This is a genomic window from Klebsiella sp. GG_Kp146, assembly GCF_040061975.1.
GTDB lineage: Bacteria > Pseudomonadota > Gammaproteobacteria > Enterobacterales > Enterobacteriaceae > Klebsiella > Klebsiella quasipneumoniae.
Genome location: NZ_JBEAHA010000001.1, coordinates 433,492 through 452,273, shown reverse-complemented (window position 1 = coordinate 452,273; position 18,782 = coordinate 433,492). Strand labels below are relative to the sequence as shown.

Sequence of the window (18,782 nt, the reverse complement as noted above, 5' to 3'; positions counted from 1 at the left end):
TACATATATAATCAAGTTTTATTCTGACAAATAGCGGAAATTTAAGAGTTTCGCTATTTGTTTTTAAAGTGTTCCTTCGATATTATCCCCATAAAATTACATCTCAAACATTTTAATATGAAGATGTATGCAATTATTTTCTTTTTGCATGAGTAATCAAAGGTAAATAAAATATGAAGATTCTTGTCACCGGTGGCGCAGGCTTTATCGGCTCTGCCGTGGTTCGTCATATCATTGAAAATACCCAGGACGAAGTCCGTGTGATGGACTGCCTGACCTACGCCGGCAACCTCGAATCCCTGGCGCCGGTGGCCGGGAACGAACGCTATTCGTTTTCCCAGACTGATATCACGGACGCCGCTGCCGTGGCAGCCCAGTTCAGCGAGTTCCGCCCGGATATCGTGATGCACCTGGCGGCTGAAAGCCATGTGGACCGTTCCATTGATGGCCCGGCTGCTTTTATCCAGACCAACGTTATCGGCACCTTCACTCTGCTGGAGGCGGCCCGTCACTACTGGTCCGGGCTTGGAGAAGCGCAGAAAAAAGGTTTCCGCTTCCACCACATCTCTACCGATGAAGTGTACGGAGACCTGCACGGCACCGATGATCTGTTCACTGAAGAAACCCCGTACGCGCCGAGCAGCCCGTACTCCGCCTCCAAAGCGGGCAGCGACCATTTGGTTCGCGCCTGGAACCGCACCTACGGCCTGCCGGTGGTGGTGACCAACTGCTCCAACAACTATGGTCCGTATCACTTCCCGGAGAAACTGATCCCACTGACTATCCTTAATGCCCTGGCGGGTAAACCCCTGCCGGTATATGGCAACGGGGAGCAGATCCGTGACTGGCTGTATGTTGAGGACCATGCCCGTGCGCTGTACAAAGTGGCGACCGAAGGTAAAAGCGGCGAGACCTACAATATCGGCGGTCATAACGAGCGTAAAAATATCGATGTGGTACGTACCATCTGCGCCATTCTCGACAAGGTGGTGGCGCAGAAGCCCGCTAACATCACTCATTTCGCAGACCTGATCACTTTTGTCACCGACCGTCCGGGACACGATCTGCGCTACGCCATTGATGCCGCAAAAATTCAGCGCGATCTGGGCTGGGTACCGCAGGAGACGTTCGAGAGCGGGATTGAGAAAACCGTGCACTGGTACCTGAACAACCAGACCTGGTGGCAGCGCGTGCTGGACGGCTCCTATGCCGGCGAGCGTCTGGGCCTCAATAACTGATATCTGACTGATTAAGGAATAGATTTATGAAAGGTATTGTTCTGGCCGGCGGCTCCGGCACGCGTTTATATCCCATCACCCAGGGCGTCTCCAAGCAGCTGCTGCCTATCTACGACAAGCCGATGATTTTCTACCCGGTGTCTGTCCTGATGCTGGCGGGCATTCGCGATATTCTTATCATCTCCACGCCGGACGATATGCCTTCCTTCCAGCGCCTGCTGGGTGACGGGTCGCAGTTCGGGGTGAACTTCAGCTACGCCGTCCAGCCGTCGCCGGACGGCCTGGCGCAGGCCTTTATCATTGGCGAGAAGTTTATTGGCAACGATGCCTGCGCCCTGGTGCTGGGAGATAATATCTACTTTGGCCAGAGCTTCGGTAAAAAGCTGGAAGCGGCGGCGGCGAAGACCTCCGGTGCCACGGTATTTGGTTATCAGGTGCTGGATCCGGAGCGCTTCGGGGTGGTGGAGTTCGATGAGAACTTTAAGGCGCTGTCCATCGAGGAGAAACCGCTGAAGCCGAAATCCGACTGGGCGGTGACCGGGCTCTACTTCTACGACAACAACGTGGTGGAGATGGCGAAGGACGTGAAGCCTTCCGAGCGCGGGGAGCTCGAGATTACTACCCTGAACCAGATGTATCTTGAGCAAGGCGACCTGCATGTGGAACTGCTGGGGCGCGGTTTTGCCTGGCTGGACACGGGCACCCACGACAGCCTGATGGACGCATCACAGTTTATTCACACCATTGAGAAGCGCCAGGGGATGAAGGTCGCCTGCCTGGAAGAGATTGGTTACCGCAATCAGTGGCTGTCGGCGGAAGGGGTGGCGGCTCAGGCCGAACGCCTGAAGAAAACCGAGTACGGTGCTTATCTGAAGCGCCTGCTGAACGAGCGTTAATGCCCTCTCCGTCAACGACAGGATACAGAGAATGAAGATTTTACTGATTGGCAAGAATGGCCAGGTGGGCTGGGAGCTGCAGCGTTCACTGTCCACCCTCGGCGACGTGGTCGCGGTGGACTATTTTGACAAAGAGCTGTGCGGCGACCTGACGAATCTGGAAGGCATCGCGCAGACCGTGCGTACCGTCCGCCCGGACGTGGTGGTGAATGCCGCCGCGCACACGGCAGTGGACAAGGCAGAAAGCGAGCGGGAGCTCTCCGACCTGCTGAACGACAAAGGGGTAGCGGTACTGGCGGAAGAGTCGGCGAAGCTGGGTGCCCTGATGGTGCATTATTCCACGGACTATGTGTTCGACGGCGCCGGCAGCCATTATCGCCGGGAAGATGAGGCAACCGGCCCGCTGAACGTCTACGGTGAAACCAAGCGCGCCGGTGAACTGGCGCTGGAGCAGGGTAACCCGCGTCACCTGATTTTCCGTACCAGCTGGGTGTATGCCACCCGCGGCGCCAACTTTGCTAAAACCATGCTCCGCCTGGCGGGTGAGAAAGAGACGCTCTCCATCATTGACGACCAGCACGGGGCGCCCACCGGCGCTGAGCTGCTGGCAGACTGCACGGCGACGGCAATCCGTGAAACGCTGCGCAATCCGGCACTGGCCGGCACCTATCATCTGGTGGCCAGCGGCGAGACCAGCTGGTGCGACTACGCCCGCTATGTTTTTGAGGTGGCGAGAGCCCATGGTGCCGAGCTGGCGGTTCAGGAAGTGAAGGGCATTCCGACGACGGCCTATCCGACGCCGGCGAAGCGTCCGCTCAACTCGCGCCTGTCGAATGAAAAATTCCAGCAGGCATTTGGGGTGACTCTCCCGGACTGGCGTCAGGGTGTGGCTCGCGTGGTAACGGAAGTTCTGGGCAAATAAACGGGTAGCAAAAGATGAACATTATTAAAACAGAGATTCCTGACGTGCTGATTTTTGAACCGCGCGTGTTTGGTGATGCGCGGGGCTTCTTCTTTGAGAGCTTCAGCAGCAAGGTGTTTAATGAGGCGGTGGGCCGCCAGGTGGATTTCGTCCAGGATAACCACTCCCAGTCCCAGAAAGGCGTATTGCGCGGGCTGCACTATCAGCTGGATCCGCACGCCCAGGGCAAACTGGTCCGCTGTGTGGAAGGCGAGGTATTTGACGTGGCGGTGGATATCCGTCGTTCATCGCCAACCTTTGGCAAATGGGTGGGAGCGGTGCTCAGCGCAGAGAATAAACGTCAGTTGTGGATCCCGGAAGGGTTCGCCCACGGTTTTATGGCGCTGAGCGAAACTGTGCAGTTTGTCTACAAGGCGACGAATTACTACGCGCCGCATTCAGAACGGAGCATCATCTGGAACGATCCGGAGATAGGGATTGACTGGCCGGCGCTGAGCGACTGCGCACTGTCGCTGTCGGAGAAAGATCTACAGGCACATACTCTGGCCACCGCAGAAGTATATAAATAATTAGGTTGTTTTTTCCTCAAATGGCGGGTTCCAGATGGAACTCGTCATGTTTATTCGTTAACAAGCCGGGTCAACCGGCTGACTTGACTAACCTTCTTTCTAAGCGTAAAACCGCCCACAGCATTATTTAATTTTGTGGCTATCCGCCATTATCCAGTTAACTGATTAAAGTGTAATCTCATGAAAATTACTATTTCCGGTACAGGTTATGTTGGTTTATCGAACGGTGTCCTGATTGCGCAAAACCACGAAGTGGTGGCCCTGGATATCGTACAGGCCAAAGTGGATATGCTTAACCAGAAGATCTCTCCGATTGTCGATAAAGAGATTCAGGAATATCTGGCAGAAAAGCCGTTAAATTTCCGTGCCACCACGGACAAGCACGACGCCTATCGTAATGCCGACTACGTGATCATTGCGACGCCGACTGACTACGATCCGAAAACCAACTACTTTAATACCTCAACGGTTGAAGCGGTTATTCGCGATGTCACCGAGATCAACCCGAATGCGGTGATGATCATTAAATCGACCATCCCGGTGGGTTTCACCCGCGACATCAAAGAACGTTTAGGGATTGATAATGTTATTTTCTCTCCTGAGTTCCTGCGTGAAGGTCGTGCGCTGTACGACAACCTGCACCCGTCGCGTATTGTCATCGGTGAGCGCTCTGCGCGTGCCGAACGTTTCGCAGACCTGCTGAAAGAAGGTGCGATCAAGCAGGATATCCCGACCCTGTTTACCGACTCCACTGAAGCGGAAGCGATCAAACTGTTCGCGAACACCTATCTGGCGCTGCGCGTTGCCTATTTCAACGAACTCGACAGCTATGCTGAAAGCCAGGGGCTGAACAGCAAGCAGATTATCGAAGGGGTATGCCTGGATCCGCGTATCGGCAACCACTATAACAACCCGTCCTTTGGCTACGGCGGCTACTGTCTGCCGAAAGATACCAAGCAGCTGCTGGCGAACTACGAATCGGTCCCGAACAACATTATCGCGGCTATCGTCGATGCCAACCGTACCCGTAAAGACTTTATTGCGGATTCTATTCTCGCCCGTAAGCCAAAAGTGGTGGGTGTGTATCGCCTGATCATGAAGAGCGGCTCAGATAACTTCCGTGCCTCTTCTATTCAGGGCATTATGAAGCGCATCAAGGCAAAAGGTATTCCGGTTATTATCTATGAACCGGTGATGCAGGAAGATGAGTTCTTTAACTCCCGCGTCGTGCGCGATCTGGATGCCTTCAAACAAGAGGCGGATGTGATCATTTCTAACCGTATGGCTGAAGAGCTGGCGGATGTCGCGGATAAGGTTTATACCCGCGATCTGTTTGGTAACGATTAATTCTGCCTGTCTGACACTGGCGGCTCCCCGCCGCCAGTATGCTTCTTTATCTCCCCGCTATATCCCTCACTGCGCGTATTTCTCGCACATTCAGATTAACCTCAATAAATTGTGATGGACATTACGATCCTGCTCAAAACCCGTTGCGGGTTGAAAACAGGTCCGATAAGTTAAACTTACCTTGTGAAGAGCTACCGTCACTGTGATGTAGATGCCGGAGATAAGCGCCGGGAGGTAAAACGAAGCCTGCAACGCAGGCTTTTGTTATTTATGCCCTGAGGAAATATGTGGAACAGGACGCGAGTAACGTTATTTTTTCTTGCCTTAAGGCCACGCCAAAACGCAGAATGAACGGTCATTCTGTCATATCATTTTTTTATCTCTTAATATTATCTTAATCTAAATGCAATATGGAGCGAGTCTTACCACTTGCGTTTATTAAACGTCAGTTTTGTTTTCTTTCTGTCTTTCAAATATGAAATTAAAAAGAAAACAGACACAGCAAGTAGTATGGCAGCGACCACTAAGAAAAATAGGTTTTCCATAATATCTACCACAGCTTTTTGTTGGTTGAATCATTAGCATGTTAAGCAACACGTCAGCCCGGAAGCGCTGAATTGCGATCTCTAACATATCCTGTTCTTAAGAAAATTCCTACAGAAAGTAATGTCTTTTATTTATCAGGAGAAAATGCTGGAGGAGCCATTAAAAATAGTATTGAAAAGAGTGATAGCAGGGGACCGGGCTTAAAGTTGTTGGCTTTTTCGCTGGCGGGCAGATGAAACTGGTTTCGGCACCGTCGTTAAAACCAGTAAAAATTATTCTTTAGCACAAAAAAGTATAGCCTGTGCCAGGCTCGGGTAAAGAAATGAATGATAAAGGAAGACAATACGGGATGCTTATCCGTTGCCGCAATCAGCGGATTGCGGCAGGGCAGAGACAGGTTAGATCTGATAGTAATCCTTATACCACTCCACGAAGTTCTTCACGCCTTCTTTCACTGATGTCTGTGGCTTAAAGCCCACCAGGTCATATAGCGGCTGGGTGTCTGCACTGGTGTCCAGCACATCGCCCGGCTGAATCGGCATCATATTCTTCTTCGCTTCCATCCCCAGGGCTTCTTCCAGGGCGGTGATATAATCCATCAGTTCCACCGGCGAGCTGTTGCCAATGTTATAGACCCGGTACGGCGCGGAGCTGGTGGCCGGGGAACCATTCTCAACGGTCCAGTCGGCATTGGCCTGCGGGATCACATCCTGAACGCGCACCACCGCCTCGACGATATCGTCGATATAGGTGAAATCGCGCTTCATTTTGCCGTAGTTGTAAACGTCGATACTTTTCCCTTCCAGCATCGCTTTCGTGAACTTGAACAGCGCCATATCCGGGCGGCCCCACGGACCATAGACCGTAAAGAAGCGCAGCCCGGTGGTAGGGATGCCGTACAGATGGGAATAGGTATGCGCCATCAGCTCATTGGCTTTCTTGGTGGCGGCGTACAGGGAGACTGGATGATCGACGGAATCCTCCGTGGAGAACGGCATTTTGCGATTAAGGCCGTAAACCGAGCTGGAGGAGGCGTATACCAGGTGTTTCACTTTGGTATGACGGCAGCCTTCCAGAATATTCAGGTACCCCATCAGGTTTGCGTCGGCGTAGGCATACGGGTTTTCCAGCGAATAGCGCACGCCGGCCTGGGCCGCAAGGTGGATCACGCGGTCAAACTGTTCTGCGGCGAACAGCGTCGCCATACCCTCACGGTCGGCAAGATCCAGCTGCTGGAAATGGAATGCCGGAGAGGACAGGCGATCCAGACGGGCCTGCTTCAGGCTGACGTCATAGTAGTCGTTCATGTTGTCGATCCCGACAACGTCATGCCCTTCATTCAGCAGGCGCTGCGCGATATGAAAGCCGATAAAACCTGCGGCACCAGTGACCAAAAACTTCATATTTTTCCTCCGGGGTGTGGATATCCCGTTCTACATAAGGGCCGATTTTACACTGGCTTGCGGCTGGGATCACTTGCTTTGCCGCGTCTTATCCGCCAGGCGTGAAGTGAAGGGCGCTTTTTTCTGGCAAAATCGTGGTGGCAAAGGCTGATAAATAACAATGTTTCTCATTTGACTGTTAGCTGTCGAATAATAACCTTGTGACCTGTCAGCGGTTTAGCGATTCATGGCGCAATCATAAAGGTCGCCAATCCCCCCGGTATGGCGTAATTTTGTTTAAAGTTATATTTTCGTCAGCGGATGATTTAGCAAATGGGCAAAATCTCTGTAGTGTTTTCTCTGATTTTTTGATTAATATCAATGGATTAGATTGGTTTTGTTTGTTTAGTGAATGTTTATAATGTGTATTATTTGAGTAATCCATTAATCAGTAGGCTTTTTTATTTTTATTCCCCGCGACCAGCGCTATAATCTGCGGACGATTTTCTTTGTGGAATGTGCAGTGTAGAGCATGAGTCGTTTATCCCTCCTGTCGGAACAAAGCGCCGTCGCCATGTGCATAGGGCCATCAAGCCTGGCCGCGCGTTGTCTCCCTGGCGGCGAAAGCGATGTCTCTTCTTATCTTTCCCCGCATCGTGGACGCTCCTTTCTGACGCTTGCTGACACCGGCAGGCCGCCCGTTTCCCTTTCGTCGGTGGCGGAAAGCGCACGCGTGATACCCTGCGTAAATGAGAAAGTCCTGATGGTTAACCCGGCGGCAAATGCGGAAAGTGTGGGGCATTTCGCGGCCAGGTGAGGACAGATGCACATTAAAAGCAGAGATATGTCCCAGGACATATCTCTGCTTTTAGGTTTTCAGGACACCCGTTCCGTCAGGCTGGCTTTTCAGGCCGCTGAGTGAACGTTCTGCCGACAGCCTGAAGCGAAAGAGGGTGGCGTTTAGCCTGAAGCACGGGAGCAGTACGCATTTTGGTTGCGACAGCCAATGGCGGTAGCGTGCCTGGAAAAGGCCATTCCACCCGACGGTCGATTGATTGATAGTAAAATAAAGCAATTATTTATTTAAGGATTTCATTATGTTACTTCCTGTAATTATGGCTGGTGGTACCGGCAGTCGTCTCTGGCCGATGTCTCGCGAGCTTTACCCGAAACAGTTCCTCCGGCTGTACGGGCAGAACTCCATGCTGCAGGAAACCATCACCCGACTCTCGGGCCTTGAAATCCATGAACCGATGGTCATCTGTAACGAAGAGCACCGCTTCCTGGTGGCCGAACAGCTGCGCCAGCTCAACAGGCTGTCCAACAACATTATTCTCGAGCCGGTCGGGCGCAACACCGCCCCGGCCATTGCTCTGGCGGCCCTTCAGGCCACCCGCCACGGTGACGACCCGCTGATGCTGGTCCTCGCCGCCGACCATATCATCAATAACCAGCCGGTCTTCCACGACGCCATCCGCGTCGCCGAGCAGTATGCCGATGAAGGCCATCTGGTCACCTTCGGTATCGTGCCGAACGCCCCGGAAACCGGCTACGGCTACATCCAGCGCGGCGTGGCCCTCACCGACAGCGCCCACACCCCGTACCAGGTGGCCCGCTTCGTGGAGAAGCCGGACCGCGAGCGCGCTGAGGCCTACCTCGCCTCCGGGGAGTACTACTGGAACAGCGGTATGTTTATGTTCCGCGCCAAAAAATACCTCTCCGAGCTGGCCAAATTCCGCCCGGATATCCTCGAAGCCTGCCAGGCCGCGGTGAACGCCGCCGACAACGGCAGCGACTTCATCAGCATTCCGCATGACATTTTCTGCGAGTGCCCGGACGAGTCCGTGGACTACGCGGTGATGGAGAAAACCGCCGACGCGGTGGTGGTCGGTCTCGATGCCGACTGGAGCGACGTCGGCTCCTGGTCCGCCCTGTGGGAGGTCAGCCCGAAAGATGAGCAGGGCAACGTCCTCAGCGGCGACGCGTGGGTGCACAACAGCGAAAACTGCTACATCAACAGCGACGAGAAGCTGGTGGCGGCCATCGGCGTGGAGAACCTGGTGATTGTCAGCACCAAGGACGCCGTGCTGGTGATGAACCGCGAGCGTTCCCAGGACGTGAAGAAGGCGGTCGAGTTCCTCAAGCAGAACCAGCGCAGCGAATACAAGCGCCACCGCGAGATTTACCGTCCCTGGGGCCGCTGCGACGTGGTGGTCCAGACCCCGCGCTTCAACGTTAACCGTATCACCGTGAAACCGGGCGGCGCCTTCTCGATGCAGATGCACCACCACCGCGCCGAGCACTGGGTCATTCTCGCCGGCACCGGCCAGGTGACGGTCAACGGCAAGCAGTTCCTGCTGACCGAGAACCAGTCCACCTTTATTCCGATTGGCGCCGAGCACAGCCTGGAAAACCCGGGCCGCATTCCGCTGGAAGTGCTGGAGATCCAGTCGGGGTCGTACCTCGGCGAGGACGACATTATTCGTATTAAAGACCAGTATGGTCGTTGCTAATTTTTTTCGGGACAAAACGCAGAATGACACAGTTAACATGCTTTAAGGCTTATGACATCCGTGGTGAACTGGGCGAGGAGCTGAACGAGGACATCGCCTACCGTATCGGCCGCGCCTACGGCGAATTTCTGAAACCCGGGAAGATAGTGGTGGGGGGCGATGTGCGCCTCACCAGCGAGTCGCTGAAGCTGGCGCTGGCCCGCGGGCTGATGGACGCCGGCACCGACGTGCTGGATATCGGCCTGAGCGGCACCGAGGAGATTTACTTCGCCACCTTCCACCTCGGGGTGGACGGCGGTATCGAGGTGACGGCGAGCCACAACCCGATGAACTACAACGGCATGAAGCTGGTGCGCGAGAACGCGAAGCCCATCAGCGGCGACACCGGTCTGCGGGATATCCAGCGCCTGGCGGAGGAAAACCAGTTCCCGCCGGTGGACCCGGCGCGTCGCGGCACCCTGCGCCAGATTTCGGTGCTGAAGGAGTACGTTGACCACCTGATGGGCTACGTGGACCTGGCGAACTTCACCCGTCCGCTGAAGCTGGTGGTGAACTCCGGCAACGGGGCGGCGGGGCACGTGATTGATGAGGTGGAGAAACGCTTCGCGGCGGCCGGGGCGCCGGTGACCTTTATCAAGGTGCATCACCAGCCGGACGGCCATTTCCCGAACGGTATCCCGAACCCGCTGCTGCCGGAGTGCCGCCAGGACACCGCCGACGCGGTGCGTGCGCATCAGGCAGACATGGGTATCGCCTTTGACGGCGACTTCGACCGCTGCTTCCTGTTCGATGACGAGGCGTCGTTTATCGAGGGGTACTACATTGTCGGCCTGCTGGCGGAAGCGTTCCTGCAGAAGCAGCCGGGGGCGAAAATCATTCACGACCCGCGCCTGACGTGGAACACGGTGGACATCGTGACCCGCAGCGGCGGGCAGCCGGTGATGTCGAAGACCGGGCATGCGTTCATCAAGGAGCGGATGCGCCAGGAAGACGCCATCTACGGCGGGGAGATGAGCGCGCACCACTACTTCCGCGACTTCGCCTACTGCGACAGCGGGATGATCCCGTGGCTGCTGGTGGCGGAGCTGCTGTGCCTGAAGAACAGCTCGCTGAAATCGCTGGTGGCGGACCGCCAGGCGGCGTTCCCGGCATCGGGGGAGATCAACCGCAAGCTGGGAAATGCGGCGGAGGCGATCGCGCGCATCCGGGCGCAGTATGAGCCGGCGGCCGCACACATCGACACAACGGACGGTATCAGTATTGAATACCCTGAGTGGCGCTTTAACCTGCGCACGTCCAACACGGAGCCGGTGGTGCGTCTGAACGTTGAGTCCAGAGCGGATACGGCGTTGATGAACGAGAAAACCGCCGAGCTGCTCAACCTGTTAAAAGAGGAATCGCTTTGAGTCCTATGTTTTCAGCGATCTATCGCTACCGTGGCTTTATTATTGACAGCGTTAAACGGGACTTTCAGTCCCGTTACCAGACCAGCTTTTTAGGCGCGGCATGGCTGATCTTGCAGCCGATCGCCATGATTTCCGTCTATACATTAATCTTTTCTGAATTAATGCGTGCCCGCCTGGCGGGCATGGACGGCCCTTTTGCCTATAGCATCTACCTCTGTTCCGGGGTGTTAACCTGGGGGCTGTTCACGGAAACGCTCAACAGTCTGGTCAACGTTTTTCTGACCAACGCCAACATTCTTAAAAAGCTCAGCTTTCCGCGGATCTGTTTACCGATCATTGTCACCGCCTCGGCGTTCATTAACTTCCTGATCATTTTTGGTCTGTTTGTACTGTTTCTGATCGTCACGGGCAATTTCCCGGGCATGATTTTCTTTGAAATCATTCCGGTGCTGATCGTCCAGATGCTGTTCACCCTGGGCCTGGGGATTATCCTCGGCGTGCTGAACGTTTTTGTCCGCGACATCGGCCAGTTCGTCAATATCCTGCTGCAGTTTTGGTTCTGGTTTACGCCTATTGTTTACGTGTCCAAAACGCTGCCGGAATGGGTTTCAGGCCTGCTGGCCTATAACCCGATGGCGACCATTATCGGTTCCTACCAGAACGTGATGCTCTATCACCAGAGCCCTGACTGGATGGCGCTGCTTCCGGTCACAGTGGTGTCGGTCATTCTGTTTTTATTTGCCTGGCGTTTATTTAAAAAACATGCCGCTGATATTGTGGACGAGATTTAATCATGAGTATCAAAGTTCAGCACGTCGGCAAGGCGTATAAATATTATCCATCCAAATGGAACCGGGTCATTGAGAAGCTGCTGCCGGGCGATAAGCCGCGGCACAGCAAAAAATGGGTGTTAAAAGACATCAATTTCAGCATTGAACCCGGTGAAGCAGTCGGTATTGTCGGGGTGAACGGCGCAGGTAAAAGTACGTTGCTGAAGCTGCTGACCGGCACCACCCAGCCCACCAAAGGCAGCATTGAGATCCAGGGGCGCGTCGCCGCGCTGCTGGAGCTGGGCATGGGGTTCCATCCCGACTTTACCGGCCGGCAGAACGTGTATATGTCCGGGCTGATGATGGGCCTGAGCCGGGAAGAGATCGAGCGCTTAATGCCGGAGATCGAAGCCTTTGCGGATATCGGCGACTACATTGAAGAGCCGGTGCGCATCTATTCCAGCGGCATGCAAATGCGCCTGGCGTTCGCCGTGGCCACCGCTTCTCGCCCGGATATTCTGATCGTCGATGAAGCGCTCTCCGTTGGCGACTCCCGCTTTCAGGCGAAGTGCTACGCCCGCATTGCGGACTTCAAAAAGCAGGGCACCACGCTGCTGCTGGTTTCCCACAGCGCCGGGGATATCGTCAAACACTGCGACCGCGCCATCTTCCTCAAAAATGGTGACATTTGCATGGACGGCACCGCCCGTGACGTGACCAACCGTTACCTGGATGAGCTGTTTGGCAAACCTGATAAAGACAGCGCCAAGAAAAGCGAAACGGCTACCTCGTCAGCCAGTGGCGAAAGCCAGATGTCGCTCGATGAGATTGAAGATGTGTACCACACGCGACCAGGCTACCGTCCGGAAGAGTACCGCTGGGGGCAGGGTGGCGCGAAAATCATCGATTACCATATTCAGAGCGCCGGGGTTGATTTTCCGCCCTCGCTGACGGGCAATCAGCAGACCGATTTTCTGATGAAGGTCGTGTTTGAATACGATTTTGATTGCGTGGTGCCAGGCATCCTGATTAAGACCCTCGATGGCTTATTCCTCTACGGAACCAACTCTTTCCTCGCCTCTGAAGGGCGGGAAAATATTTCGGTTTCCCGCGGCGATGTTCGGGTCTTTAAATTTAGCCTTCCGGTTGATTTAAACAGTGGCGATTACCTGCTGTCATTTGGTATCTCTGCCGGCAACCCACAGACGGATATGACGCCGCTGGACAGACGTTACGACTCCATTATTTTACATGTGACCAAGAGCATGGATTTCTGGGGTGTCATCGATCTTAAGTCGTCCTTTACTAGCTACCAATGACGTTGAGAAAAACGATTCCATGACTAAAGACTTAAACACGCTGGTTAGCGAATTACCTGAGATTTATCAAACTATTTTTGGCCATCCCGAGTGGGATGGCGACGCCGCTCGCGATTGTAATCAACGTCTCGATTTGATTACCGAACAGTACGATAACTTATCCCGCGCGCTGGGCCGCCCGCTTAAAGTTCTCGATCTGGGCTGCGCTCAGGGCTTTTTCAGCCTGAGCCTGGCAAGCAAAGGCGCGACTATCGTTGGTATCGATTTCCAGCAGGAAAATATTAACGTGTGCCGCGCGCTGGCCGAAGAAAACCCCGACTTTGCCGCCGAATTCCGGGTAGGCAGAATTGAAGAGGTGATCGCCGCGCTGGAAGAGGGCGAGTTTGATCTGGCCATTGGCTTAAGCGTGTTTCACCATATTGTTCATCTTCATGGTATCGATGAAGTTAAACGTCTGCTCTCGCGCCTGGCGGATGTCACCCAGGCGGTGATCCTTGAGCTGGCGGTGAAAGAAGAACCGCTCTACTGGGGCGTTTCTCAGCCGGACGACCCGCGCGAACTGATTGAGCAGTGCGCGTTTTATCGCCTGATTGGCGAGTTTGATACCCATTTATCCCCCGTTCCGCGCCCGATGTACCTGGTCAGCAACCACCGGGTGGTGCTCAACGATTTTAATCAGCCGTTCCAGCACTGGCAGAATCAGCCCTATGCCGGGGCCGGCCTCGCGCATAAGCGCAGCCGTCGCTACTTCTTTGGCGAAGATTATGTATGCAAGTTTTTCTATTACGACATGCCCCACGGCATCCTGACGGCGGAAGAGAGCCAGCGTAATAAACATGAACTGCATAATGAAATAAAGTTCCTGACGCAACCGCCAGCGGGCTTTGACGCGCCGGCAGTACTGGCCCACGGCGAAAATGCTCAGTCTGGCTGGCTGGTGATGGAAAAACTCCCGGGTCGTTTGCTGAGCGATATGCTGGCAGCCGGAGAGGAGATCGATCGTGAAAAAATCCTGGGTAGCTTGCTCCGTTCCTTAGCGGCGCTGGAGAAACAAGGGTTCTGGCATGACGATGTACGCCCGTGGAACGTGATGGTCGATGCCCGACAGCATGCCCGCTTAATTGACTTCGGCTCTATCGTTACCAAGCCGCAGGACTGCAGCTGGCCGACGAACCTTGTCCAGTCGTTCTTCGTGTTTGTGAATGAGCTGTTTGCCGAAAACAAAAGCTGGAACGGTTTCTGGCGCTCGGCGCCTGTTCATCCGTTTAATCTGCCTCAGCCGTGGTCTAACTGGCTGTATGCGGTCTGGCAGGAGCCGGTTGAACGCTGGAACTTTGCCCTGCTGTTAGCGCAGTTCGACAAGAAAGCGAAGCTGCCGTCAGCTGAACAGCAGCGTGGGGCGACGGAGCAGTGGATCATCGCTCAGGAGACGGTGCTGCTGGAGCTCCAGTCCCGGGTGCGAAATGAAAGCGCCGGCTCGGAGGCGTTGCGCGGCCAAATCCATACCCTGGAAGAGCAGATGGCTCAGCTGCAGTCTGCTCAGGATACGTTAGTCGAGAAAGCGCAACAGCCAGTGGAAGTCAGCCATGAACTCGCCTGGCTTGGTGAGAATATGGCGCAGCTGACCGCGCTGCTGGAGTCGGCACAAGCGCACGCCCAGGCTGACGTTCAGCCCGAGTTGCCCCCTGAAACCGCTGAGCTACTGCAGCGACTGGAAGCCGCTAACCGGGAGATCCACCATTTAAGCAACGAAAACCAACAGCTTCGCCAGGAAATTGAAAAAATCCATCGCAGCCGTTCCTGGAGAATGACCAAGGGTTATCGTTATCTGGGCCTGCAGATCCATTTGCTGAGGCAGTATGGTTTAGTGCAGCGGTGTAAACATTTTATTAAGCGCGTCCTGCGGTTTGTTTTCTCATTTATGAGAAAACATCCGCAGGTAAAACATACCGCGGTAAATGGTTTACATAAGCTGGGCCTTTATCAGCCGGCCTATCGTTTGTATCGTCGTATGAATCCGCTGCCGCACAGTCAGTATCAGGCTGATGCGCAGATTTTATCGCAGACTGAACTGCAAGTGATGCATCCGGAGCTTTTACCTCCGGAGGTTTATGAAATTTATCTCAAACTAACGAAAAATAAATAAGGAGATTAACTTGCATATTTTGATTGATGTCCAGGGTTACCAGTCGGAAAGTAAAGTCCGTGGTATTGGTCGCAGTACCCTGGCCATGAGCCGCGCCATTATTGAAAATGCCGGTGAACATCGCGTCAGTATTTTGATCAATGGCATGTATCCCATTGATAATATTAATGATGTTAAAATGGCCTATCGGGACCTGCTGACGGATGAAGATATGTTCATCTTCTCAGCCGTCGCGCCAACAGCCTATCGTCATATTGAAAACCATGGCCGCAGTAAAGCGGCCCAGGCGGCCCGCGATATCGCTATCGCCAATATCGCGCCTGATATCGTCTATGTTATTAGCTTCTTCGAGGGGCATAGCGATAGTTATACCGTGTCTATTCCGGCGGATAATGTGCCGTGGAAAACGGTGTGCGTATGCCACGATCTGATCCCGCTGTTAAATAAAGAGCGTTATCTCGGCGATCCGAATTTCCGTGAGTTTTATATGAATAAGCTGGCGGAATTTGAGCGGGCAGACGCGATCTTCGCTATTTCGCAGTCGGCAGCCCAGGAAGTGATCGAATATACCGACATCGCCAGCGATCGAGTGCTGAACATCTCCTCGGCGGTGGGGGAAGAGTTTGCGGTTATCGACTATTCCGCCGAGCGTATTCAGTCTTTAAAAGACAAATACAGCCTGCCCGATGAGTTTATTCTGACGCTGGCGATGATCGAGCCGCGGAAAAACATCGAAGCGCTTATTCACGCCTACAGCATGCTGCCTGCCGAATTGCAGCAGCGCTATCCGATGGTGCTGGCGTATAAGGTGCACCCGGAGGATCTGGAGCGGATTCTGCGTCTGGCGGAAAGCTATGGTCTGTCACGCAGCCAGCTTATCTTTACCGGTTTCCTGACCGACGACGATCTGATTGCCCTGTACAACCTGTGCAAACTGTTCGTGTTCCCGTCGCTGCATGAAGGTTTCGGTCTGCCGCCGCTGGAAGCGATGCGCTGCGGGGCGGCGACCTTAGGTTCAAACATTACCAGCCTGCCGGAAGTCATTGGCTGGGAAGATGCCATGTTCAATCCGCATGACGTGCAGGATATTCGCCGGGTGATGGAGAAGGCGCTGACCGATGAGGCGTTTTACCGTGAGCTGAAGGCGCATGCTCTGACGCAGTCGGCCAAATTCTCCTGGGCCAACACCGCCCATCTGGCGATCGAGGGTTTCACTCGTCTGCTGCAGTCGTCCCAAGAGGCGGATGCCGGGCAGGCGGAAAGCGTGACCGCCTCCCGCCTTCAGACGATGCAGAAAATCGATGCGCTGAGCGAAGTCGACCGTCTTGGTCTGGCATGGGCGGTTGCGCGCAATAGCTTTAAGCGCCATACCCGCAAGCTGCTGGTGGACATTTCGGTTCTGGCGCAGCATGACGCGAAGACCGGGATCCAGCGTGTCTCGCGCAGCATCCTCAGCGAATTACTGAAATCTGGCGTGCCGGGTTACGAGGTTTCCGCCGTCTACTACACCCCTGGCGAGTGTTACCGCTACGCCAACCAATATCTGTCCAGTCATTTCCCGGGCGAATTTGGTGCTGATGAACCGGTGCTGTTCAGCAAAGACGATGTGCTTATCGCCACCGATCTGACCGCGCATCTCTTCCCGGAGCTGGTGACGCAAATTGACAGCATGCGCGCCGCCGGGGCGTTCGCCTGCTTCGTGGTGCATGATATTCTGCCATTACGACGTCCGGAGTGGAGTATCGAAGGCATTCAGCGTGATTTCCCGATCTGGCTGTCCTGCCTCGCAGAGCACGCCGACCGGCTGATATGCGTCTCTGCCAGCGTCGCCGAAGATGTGAAAGCGTGGATTGCGGAAAATAGCCATTGGGTGAAACCGAACCCGCTGCAGACCGTCAGCAACTTCCATCTGGGAGCCGACCTCGATGCCAGCGTACCGTCCACTGGCATGCCGGAAAATGCACAGGCGCTGTTAGCAGCGATGGCTGCAGCCCCGTCATTTATCATGGTGGGTACCATGGAGCCGCGCAAAGGCCACGCCCAGACGCTGGCCGCCTTCGAGGAACTGTGGCGCGAGGGCAAAGACTACAACTTGTTTATCGTCGGCAAACAGGGCTGGAACGTTGACAGCTTGTGCGAAAAATTACGCCATCATCCGCAGCTGAACAAAAAGCTGTTCTGGCTGCAGAATATCAGCGACGAGTTTTTGGCCGAGCTATACGCTCGTTCACGCGCGCTGATCTTTGCCTCGCAGGGAGAAGGCTTTGGCCTGCCGTTGATTGAAGCGGCGCAGAAAAAGCTGCCAGTGATTATTCGCGACATTCCAGTGTTTAAAGAGATTGCTCAGGAACATGCCTGGTATTTCTCCGGTGAAGCGCCGTCCGACATCGCGAAGGCGGTAGAAGAGTGGTTAGCCCTGTACGAGCAAAACGCGCATCCTCGTTCCGAAAATATCAACTGGTTAACCTGGAAACAGAGCGCGGAATTTCTCCTGAAAAACCTGCCGATTATCGCGCCAGCCGCGAAGCAATAATCGCTATCAACAGGGCTACTCCGGTGGCCCTTGTGATGAGTTCGTTATGAAAATTATTTTTGCTACTGAGCCAATTAAATACCCATTAACGGGCATCGGTCGGTATTCCCTGGAGTTGGTTAAGCGGCTGGCGGTCGCTCGCGAAATCGAAGAGCTGAAGCTGTTTCACGGCGCGTCGTTTATCGATCAGATCCCCCAGGTTGAGAATAAAAGCGATACCAAAGCCAGCAATCATGGTCGTCTGTCGGCGTTTCTGCGCCGCCAGCCGCTGCTGATTGAGGCGTATCGCCTGCTGCATCCGCGGCGCCAGGCATGGGCATTGCGCGACTATAAAGATTACATCTACCATGGTCCCAATTTTTATCTGCCGCATCGCCTGGAACGCGCCGTGACCACGTTTCATGACATCTCCATTTTTACCTGCCCGGAATATCATCCAAAAGATCGGGTTCGCTATATGGAGAAGTCCCTGCACGAGAGCCTGGATTCGGCAAAGCTGATCCTGACCGTCTCTGACTTCTCGCGCAGTGAAATCATCCGCCTGTTCAACTATCCGGCGGATCGGATCGTCACCACCAAGCTGGCCTGCAGCAGCGACTATATTCCGCGCAGCCCGGCGGAGTGCCTGCCGGTCCTGCAAAAATATCAGCTGGCGTGGCAGGGCTATGCGTTGTATATCGGCACCATGGAGCCGCGTAAAAATATCCGCGGTCTGCTGCAGGCCTATCAGCTGCTGCCGATGGAGACCCGCATGCGCTACCCGCTGATCCTCAGCGGTTATCGCGGCTGGGAAGACGATGTGCTGTGGCAGTTAGTCGAGCGCGGTACGCGGGAAGGGTGGATCCGTTACCTGGGCTATGTCCCGGATGAAGACCTGCCTTATCTGTACGCGGCGGCCAGAACCTTTGTTTATCCCTCCTTCTATGAGGGATTCGGTTTACCTATTCTTGAAGCGATGTCTTGCGGTGTGCCGGTAGTATGTTCCAATGTCACTTCTTTGCCTGAGGTGGTTGGCGATGCCGGCCTCGTTGCCGATCCTAATGATGTAGACGCGATTAGCGCGCATATTTTGCAGAGCCTGCAGGATGATAGCTGGCGGGAAATCGCCACCGCGCGCGGTCTTGCCCAGGCGAAACAGTTTTCGTGGGAGAACTGTACGACCCAGACCATTAACGCCTATAAATTACTCTAAGGG

14 protein-coding genes are annotated in these 18,782 nt (G+C 54.5%); 12 read left to right on the top strand and 2 right to left on the bottom strand.

Annotated elements, in window-relative coordinates:
* Positions 1-173: 173 nt before the first annotated feature.
* From rfbB to ugd, 5 genes are all read left to right on the top strand, one after another.
* Positions 174-1,238 carry a dTDP-glucose 4,6-dehydratase gene (gene rfbB / locus ABLU95_RS02210; protein ID WP_087824181.1) on the top strand — a complete coding sequence of 355 codons (1,065 nt, stop codon included), beginning with the start codon at positions 174-176 and terminating at the stop codon, positions 1,236-1,238.
* Between the two features lie 26 nt (positions 1,239-1,264).
* Positions 1,265-2,134, top strand: coding sequence for a glucose-1-phosphate thymidylyltransferase RfbA (rfbA, locus tag ABLU95_RS02205; RefSeq protein ID WP_000676431.1), 870 nt, complete (start codon positions 1,265-1,267; stop codon positions 2,132-2,134).
* A gap of 31 nt (positions 2,135-2,165) precedes the next feature.
* Positions 2,166-3,056: a dTDP-4-dehydrorhamnose reductase gene (gene rfbD / locus ABLU95_RS02200; RefSeq protein WP_214455854.1), complete on the top strand. Its 891-nt coding sequence runs from the start codon at positions 2,166-2,168 to the stop codon at positions 3,054-3,056.
* A 14-nt stretch (positions 3,057-3,070) separates the two neighbouring features.
* Positions 3,071-3,625: a dTDP-4-dehydrorhamnose 3,5-epimerase gene (gene rfbC / locus ABLU95_RS02195; protein WP_137916377.1), complete on the top strand. Its 555-nt coding sequence runs from the start codon at positions 3,071-3,073 to the stop codon at positions 3,623-3,625.
* A 180-nt stretch (positions 3,626-3,805) separates the two neighbouring features.
* A complete protein-coding gene (ugd, locus tag ABLU95_RS02190) occupies positions 3,806-4,972 on the top strand; it encodes a UDP-glucose 6-dehydrogenase (protein WP_000704907.1) in 1,167 nt (388 codons plus the stop codon).
* Positions 4,973-5,394: 422 nt separating this feature from the next.
* Here ugd and ABLU95_RS02185 read toward each other — a convergent pair whose 3' ends face one another.
* Positions 5,395-5,517 (bottom strand): small membrane protein, encoded by a 123-nt coding sequence (locus ABLU95_RS02185; protein ID WP_000429184.1) that lies wholly within the window; start codon positions 5,515-5,517, stop codon positions 5,395-5,397.
* Positions 5,518-5,916: 399 nt separating this feature from the next.
* The gene (locus ABLU95_RS02180) at positions 5,917-6,921 is read right to left on the bottom strand and encodes an NAD-dependent epimerase (protein WP_072422140.1); all 1,005 of its coding nucleotides are present in this window, start codon (positions 6,919-6,921) and stop codon (positions 5,917-5,919) included.
* Positions 6,922-7,997: 1,076 nt separating this feature from the next.
* Between ABLU95_RS02180 and ABLU95_RS02175 the strand changes: the two genes are divergently transcribed.
* From ABLU95_RS02175 to ABLU95_RS02145, 7 genes are read left to right on the top strand one after another with little or no spacing between them, the layout of a single operon-like run.
* The gene (locus tag ABLU95_RS02175; RefSeq protein ID WP_064154354.1) at positions 7,998-9,413 is read left to right on the top strand and encodes a mannose-1-phosphate guanylyltransferase/mannose-6-phosphate isomerase; all 1,416 of its coding nucleotides are present in this window, start codon (positions 7,998-8,000) and stop codon (positions 9,411-9,413) included.
* 23 nt (positions 9,414-9,436) lie between these two features.
* Positions 9,437-10,819, top strand: a complete 1,383-nt coding sequence (gene rfbK / locus ABLU95_RS02170; RefSeq protein ID WP_012967600.1) for an O9 family phosphomannomutase RfbK — start codon at positions 9,437-9,439, stop codon at positions 10,817-10,819.
* Between the two features lie 5 nt (positions 10,820-10,824).
* A complete protein-coding gene (wzm, locus tag ABLU95_RS02165) occupies positions 10,825-11,610 on the top strand; it encodes an O9 family O-antigen export ABC transporter permease subunit (protein ID WP_004203602.1) in 786 nt (261 codons plus the stop codon).
* A 2-nt stretch (positions 11,611-11,612) separates the two neighbouring features.
* Entirely contained in the window at positions 11,613-12,908 is a 1,296-nt protein-coding gene (gene wzt / locus ABLU95_RS02160; protein ID WP_004203600.1) for an O9 family O-antigen export ABC transporter ATP-binding subunit, read from the top strand.
* A 19-nt stretch (positions 12,909-12,927) separates the two neighbouring features.
* Positions 12,928-15,054, top strand: a complete 2,127-nt coding sequence (locus tag ABLU95_RS02155) for a methyltransferase domain-containing protein (RefSeq protein ID WP_348878705.1) — start codon at positions 12,928-12,930, stop codon at positions 15,052-15,054.
* A gap of 10 nt (positions 15,055-15,064) precedes the next feature.
* Positions 15,065-17,587, top strand: a complete 2,523-nt coding sequence (gene wbdA / locus ABLU95_RS02150) for a polymannosyl GlcNAc-diphospho-ditrans,octacis-undecaprenol 2,3-alpha-mannosylpolymerase WbdA (RefSeq protein WP_348878703.1) — start codon at positions 15,065-15,067, stop codon at positions 17,585-17,587.
* Positions 17,588-17,633: 46 nt separating this feature from the next.
* The gene (locus ABLU95_RS02145; RefSeq protein ID WP_008804110.1) at positions 17,634-18,779 is read left to right on the top strand and encodes a glycosyltransferase family 1 protein; all 1,146 of its coding nucleotides are present in this window, start codon (positions 17,634-17,636) and stop codon (positions 18,777-18,779) included.
* Positions 18,780-18,782: the final 3 nt, after the last annotated feature.